Annotated in this window: 7 protein-coding genes; 2 read left to right on the forward strand and 5 right to left on the reverse strand. The window is 74.1% G+C overall.

The genetic code is table 11. The features are described from left to right. The 5 genes from HO151_RS05950 to HO151_RS05970 form a co-directional block, all read right to left on the reverse strand. A partial coding sequence (locus HO151_RS05950; protein WP_173895050.1) for a serine hydrolase occupies nucleotides 1-700 on the reverse strand: 700 nt, incomplete at its 3' end. Next, a complete protein-coding gene (locus HO151_RS05955; protein WP_173895051.1) occupies nucleotides 697-1,623 on the reverse strand; it encodes a hypothetical protein in 927 nt (308 codons plus the stop codon). The genes HO151_RS05950 and HO151_RS05955, both read right to left, overlap by 4 nt. Beyond that, a complete protein-coding gene (locus HO151_RS05960) occupies nucleotides 1,620-2,669 on the reverse strand; it encodes a hypothetical protein (RefSeq protein WP_173895052.1) in 1,050 nt (349 codons plus the stop codon). The genes HO151_RS05955 and HO151_RS05960 overlap by 4 nt, the downstream gene beginning before the upstream one ends. Continuing rightward, a complete protein-coding gene (locus tag HO151_RS05965) occupies nucleotides 2,666-3,376 on the reverse strand; it encodes a hypothetical protein (protein ID WP_173895053.1) in 711 nt (236 codons plus the stop codon). The genes HO151_RS05960 and HO151_RS05965 overlap by 4 nt, the downstream gene beginning before the upstream one ends. Before the next feature lie 12 nt (nucleotides 3,377-3,388). Further along, nucleotides 3,389-3,571, reverse strand: a complete 183-nt coding sequence (locus HO151_RS05970; RefSeq protein WP_173895054.1) for a hypothetical protein — start codon at nucleotides 3,569-3,571, stop codon at nucleotides 3,389-3,391. A 499-nt stretch (nucleotides 3,572-4,070) separates the two neighbouring features. Here HO151_RS05970 and HO151_RS05975 point away from each other — a divergent pair, with 499 nt between their 5' ends. After that, complete coding sequence (locus tag HO151_RS05975; protein ID WP_173895055.1) at nucleotides 4,071-5,021, forward strand: hypothetical protein; 951 nt, start codon at nucleotides 4,071-4,073, stop codon at nucleotides 5,019-5,021. Next, complete coding sequence (locus HO151_RS05980) at nucleotides 5,014-5,439, forward strand: DUF6003 family protein (RefSeq protein WP_173895056.1); 426 nt, start codon at nucleotides 5,014-5,016, stop codon at nucleotides 5,437-5,439. The genes HO151_RS05975 and HO151_RS05980 overlap by 8 nt, the downstream gene beginning before the upstream one ends. Nucleotides 5,440-5,477: the final 38 nt, after the last annotated feature.

Below are 5,477 nucleotides of genomic sequence, written 5' to 3' on the forward strand. Positions count from 1 at the left end.
CGGTCGCGTCGGTGTCCGCGCCGCCGGCCCGCAGGGCGGTGCCGTCCAGTCCCAGGGGCCGCAGCACCCGACCGGTGAGCAGGTCGTCCCAGGGGGTCGCGGTGGCGGCGGCCAGCGCGTGACCGAGCACGGCGACCCCGAAGTTGGAGTAGTGCCAGCGGGTGCCGGGCCGCCGGCGCTGCCGGCGGCGCAGGAAGGCGTCGACCACCCGCTGGTCCGGATAGCCGGCGTAGGGGTTGGCGCGGTGCCGGGGCAGGACCCGCGGGAAGAAGTCGACGGGCAGGGCGGGCAGTCCGGACGTGTGGGTGATCAGGTGGGCGAGGGTGACGGGGTCCTTGCCGACGCGGCGGGCCGGGTCGAGACAGGCGGCGGCGGGCTCGCCCCCGGACAGGACGCCCGACTCGGTCAGCTGGGCCAGGAGCAGTCCGGTGAACGTCTTGGAGGCCGAGCCGATCTCGTAGCGCAGCCGGTCGCGGGACACGGGCGGGGGCGGTCCGGTGCCGCCGCAGCGCACGGTCCGGTGGCCGTCCTGGGAGAGGGCGAGGACGACGTCGGGCGCGTCCATGACGTCGATGGCGTCGTCGAGGCGCCGCCGTACGGTCTCGCCGTCCGGCCGTTCCCGCGCCGGGGGACGGCGGGGCGGGAGCCGGCCGGTGACGCCGAACGGATCACCCGGCCAGGGGCGGGGCCGGGGCGTCATGCCGGTGCGTGCGCCAGCCGCGTCAGGGCGCGGGACGTGGCGAGTACGGAGGCGAAGGCGGCGACCAGCGTCGGGTGGTAGACGACGTCGAACACCTCGTCGGGGTCGCCCTCGGGCATCGTGCGCACCGCCGGCATCGCCCCGTCGGGCTGCTGGGCGGCGGCGAACCCCTCCCAGGCGCGCTCGTCCAGCGTGGGGTGCGGCAGGCAGGCGTCGACGACGAGCAGTTCGCCCAGCAGGTCCCAGCGCCGCAGGTCGAGCCAGTCGTCCAGCCAGACCGGCAGCCAGGCGGCCAGATAGCCGGCCAGCGGCGCGGGCAGGCCCCCGGGGTTCTCCCCCCAGTCGGTGAGGTGGAAGACCGTGTGCGTGATGTCGTACGCGGTGTTGCCCTCCACCGTCCAGGGCTCGGGGGTGCGTCCGAGCCACGTCCTGCCGACGACCTCGGCCTCCGGCGGCCGGGGCGGGAGCCCGAAGCGGCGCTGGAAGGCGGACAGCCCGAGCCGGCGCACCGGCGGCAGTTCCTGGGCGGCGAAGCTCTCCAGCCCCTGGTTGAACCGGAAGGTCCGCTCGATCCCGGGGTGGCTGTAGCCCAGCTCCTTGAACGGCAGGTAGACCTCGAAGGGGATGGGGGAGAGGGGCTCGACGCGCTGGCCGCGGACCAGCATCCGGCCGCCGTCCAGCGTGTGCGCCCAGGCGTGGTCGAGCAGCTGCCGTGCCAGCCGCGCCTGCCGGGACCCGGCCACCCCCTCGCGGAACAGCACCTTGCAGATGATCGCCAGTTCGCCGACCGGTTTGAAGCGGTCCAGGAAGCCCACCTCCGGGTCGGCGTCCTCCTCCAGGCGGAACCCGTCCCGGTGCGCGTGCAGCCACTCCAGGGCGCCGGCCCCGACGGAGTGGACGAGGCGGGTGCCGGCACCGGTCATCTCAGTACTCCTTGTGCTCCCTGTGCTCCTTGCACTCCTTGCACTCCTTGCCCGTTCTGTCCCGGACGCGCCGCGGGCCCGGCGGCGCGCGCCGCCCCGCCGTCCTCATGGTCCTCATGGTCCTCGTGTCGCTCATGGCGCTCGCGCAGCCGGCGGGCGGTGAGCACGGCGGCGTAGGCCGTCATCAGGGTCGAGTGGTAGCAGCCGGGGAAGTCGTGTGCGGGCGGATGTCCCTCCCGTCCGGAGCCGGCCTCGGGGACGGCGCCGGACGCGTCCTGCGCCCGCGCGAGTGCGGCCCAGGACTCCCGCAGCATCACGCGGTCCGGCGGTCCGGGCAGGCTGCCGGCCACGGCCAGCAGTTCGCAGCCCAGATCCCACCGCTCGTGCTCCAGGCAGGTGTCCAGCCAGGGCGGCAGCCACTGCCGGAGGTACTCCGCGAGGTGCGGGGGGACGCCCTGCGGGACCAGGCCCCAGTCGCTGATGTGGAAGACCACGTGGGTGAGGGTGTAGCCGGAGTCCCGTTCGAACGTCCACGGCTCCGGAAGACCGCCGAGCCAGGTCCGCCGCAGTGCCCGCGCCATGTCGTCGTGGGGCGGGACGCCGCCGCGGCGCTCGGAGTTGAGGACGCTCAGGCGGCGGTTGGGCTGCTGCTCCGTCACCTGCCAGCTGCGGGTGCGGGCCACCGTCGCGGTGGCCTTCTCGTAGCCGGGGTGGCGCAGCCCGGCCGACGCGAACGCCGCGTAGATCTCCAGGGGGTACGTCGCGAAGGGTTCGAGACGCTGCAGCTCCAGGAGGAGGTCGCCGCAGCGCACCTGCTGCCAGGCGAAGGCCAGCAGGTCGGAGGCGGTCTCGTGGAGCGGGTCGGCCGGTCCGGTGTGCCGGCGGACGCTGACGCACACCTGGGCCAGCTCCCCGAGCGGCTTCCAGGTGAAGTTCACACTGCCGTGCTCGGCGAGCGCGTCGTCGCCGAGCGCGAAGTCGTCGCGGTGGGCGGACAGCCAGGCCAGCGCGGCCCCGCCGACCGCCAGGACGTCGCCGGCCCTCACACCGGTGCTCCGGTCCGCATCAGCCGCGCCGCCTCCACCTGGAGCGCCACGCGGGGATCGGTGTCGCCCATCTGCGCCACGAACTCCAGTCCGGCCTCCAGGCCGAGCGTCCGCGGGACGTCGTCGAGGAGGACCAGCCAGCGTCCCGCTCCCGCCGCCTGCAGCCAGTCGCGGCGGCGGACCGCACGGACGAAACCCCGGGCGACGTCGAGGGGACGGCCGCGGGCCACGCGGGTCACCGCGCAGTCCCCGGCCGGGACCGCGAGCGGGGCCAGCACGGCCAGTTGATGGGTCAGCGACTGCCACGGGGCGTCCTCCAGCCAGGCCGCCCGGGGCTCCGCCCCATGGTCCGGCGCGCCGTCGAAGGACGCGTCCAGTCGCCGGAGTGCTTGCTGCATGGCCCAGTGGCTCCACACCGAGGCGGGAGAGGCGTGCGCGGGGGGCGGATAGACGCGTACGGCCCTGCCGAACACGGCGAGGTCGTCGGGTCCCGGGGGCGTACGCCGCAGGACGCTCGGCAGGACGGCGTCCGCTCCCACCACCCGTACGGCGGCGAGGGCCGGGCCGTCGGCCGCCTCGGGCCCGCCGGCTTCCATGACGCTGCCGGCCAGCCGGAAAGGGCCCCCGCTCCGAAGAGCGGAGACCAGTTCCGACGTGAGGCCCTGCACCGCGCCCGTCAGAGGGGTCGAAGTGCCTGACTGCTCCATGTGTCTGCCCCGTCAGCCCTTCTTCGGGCGGGGAGTCGGAGGGGACAGCAGGAGTTGCCCTCCTCCGGCCTGCAGGGCGAGCGCCGCGCACTCGCGGCTGTCACGGTAGGAGCCGTCGGCCTCGACGGGGTCCAGAGCCGCCTCGACGTCCTGGATCTCGGTGAGCTTGTCGGTCAGGAACTCGGTGGAGGACATACCACCATCTCCTTTACGAGAGACGTATTCTTCTCCGGTACGAGTGACCGCTTTGTAGTGACTTATTCATAATAATTGGATTTGTCCTTTTAATGCGATGTTCAACTTTCCTTCGCCGGAGAACCCGAGCCGCCGGGCCACCGGAACGGCGGTTGCCGAATTCCGGCAACAACTTGCCATTCATCTGGGGTACTTCAGTCGTTTTCTTTCGCATGTCCTCGCGGAAGAACTGTCCCGGTGACTCCCTCGACTCCATACGGACTGAAGCACCGCGTTCGAGAAACCGTGCGCAGGTGATCGCCGCCGCCGTGGTCGGCGCCGTGTGCACGCTGGTGGCGGCAGGGCTGCTGCTGGTCGGCACGCCGGCCGCGATCGGCGAGGGGCGAGCCTTCGAGAGCGCGGCCCGCTGCGCCCCGGACGACGACGGGTCCGGCGACTGCCTGCGGACCGTGGCGCGCGTGTCGACCGGACCGAGCGCGTACCGAGCCGCGGGACGCCCATGTACCGGCTGTACGTCGTCCGGGCGGACGGGGACACCGGCCGGGCCACGCTCGGGGGGAGCCCGCCGGAGCCGCCGCTCGCCTCCTCCGGAGCGGACGTCCACGTCACCTACTGGCGGGGGCAGATCCGGTACGTCGACTTCGGCAGCGGACGCGAGTACACCCGCGCGGACCCCCGGGACGACTACAAGCTCCTCGCCGCGTGCGGTCTCGCGATCGGTCTCTACGGCACGGACTTCCTGTGGTGCGGGTACTGGCGGACCCGGCACGCCCGGACGGCGAGGAGGATGCGGGCGTGGCAGATCGCCCTGCCCTTCGTGGCGAGTGGCTGTCTGGCCCTCCTCGGCGGGTTCGCGCCCTGGGTCACCGACGACATGGGCGCGGCGCTCCGCCTCGTCGGACAGGGCACGGCGGCCGTGGCGGCCGGGTGCCTGCCGGTGGCCCTGTTCCTGCGGCGGCGCCCGCCCGGCGACGACACCGTCACCGTACGGCCGTCCGTGCCCGTGGGGGAGCGGCGCTTCCCGGGGCAGATCCTGGGCGAGGTCCCCCACGCGGGGCAGGGCACCCACCTGCTGGCCGCCGACGGCCGCCTCATGACGACACCGGGCCACGCGGGTGCGGCCTTCCGCCGGGCGGTGCCTCCCACGCTGACTCCGCTCCGGGTCCGCCACCCGTACTGGACGGACCCCTCCCCCGGGCGTACCAAGGCCGGGCATGGGTCCTGGAGTGCGAGGACGGCGGCGTACCGGTCCGGGTGGTCACCCACCGGAAGCACATGCCGTGGGTCCTGGGGGCGCTGGCACCGCGCCCGCGGAACCCGTCGCCGGACCGGCACCGGACCGCCGCCGGCCGGTCCGGCGACCCGACCGGGTGAGGGTGCGGTAATCCGGGTGCGGCGGGGTAAAGGGGGGTCGATCAGTCCCCATCGAGAAGGAGCCGAGGATGACTGACGACGCCTATCTGTTCCTGCTTGACGACGCGTCCGTGCGGCTCGGCGTGTCGCCGGCCGCCGTCGGTGACCTCGCCTGCATGGAGACGACCGCGGTACGCGCGTGGCTGGAGGCCCAGGGCAGCACGCCCACCGCCCCGGAACTGCGCCTGCTGCCGCCGGAGGAGACGGGAGCCCTGCCCGAGGGCGCGGAGCGGCTGCCCGTGCCGCTGAGCGACGAGGAGCTGAGCCGCGTACGACAGCAGTCCGGTCCGGAGGTGCTGGCCCGGGTCGAGCGGGAGCTGCTGTCCTACCGCGACTGCGCGGACGGCCGGGACGACCTGATCGGACGGGCACTGGCCGCGGGCGTGTCGCCGCACCGCATCGTGGAACTGACCGGGGAGGACCCGGCGACGGTGACGGCGGCGGCCGCCGGCTGACGGCGGGGCGGCGGGCAGAAGGTCCGGGGCGCGGGGCG

The organism is Streptomyces sp. 8P21H-1 (assembly GCF_013302945.1).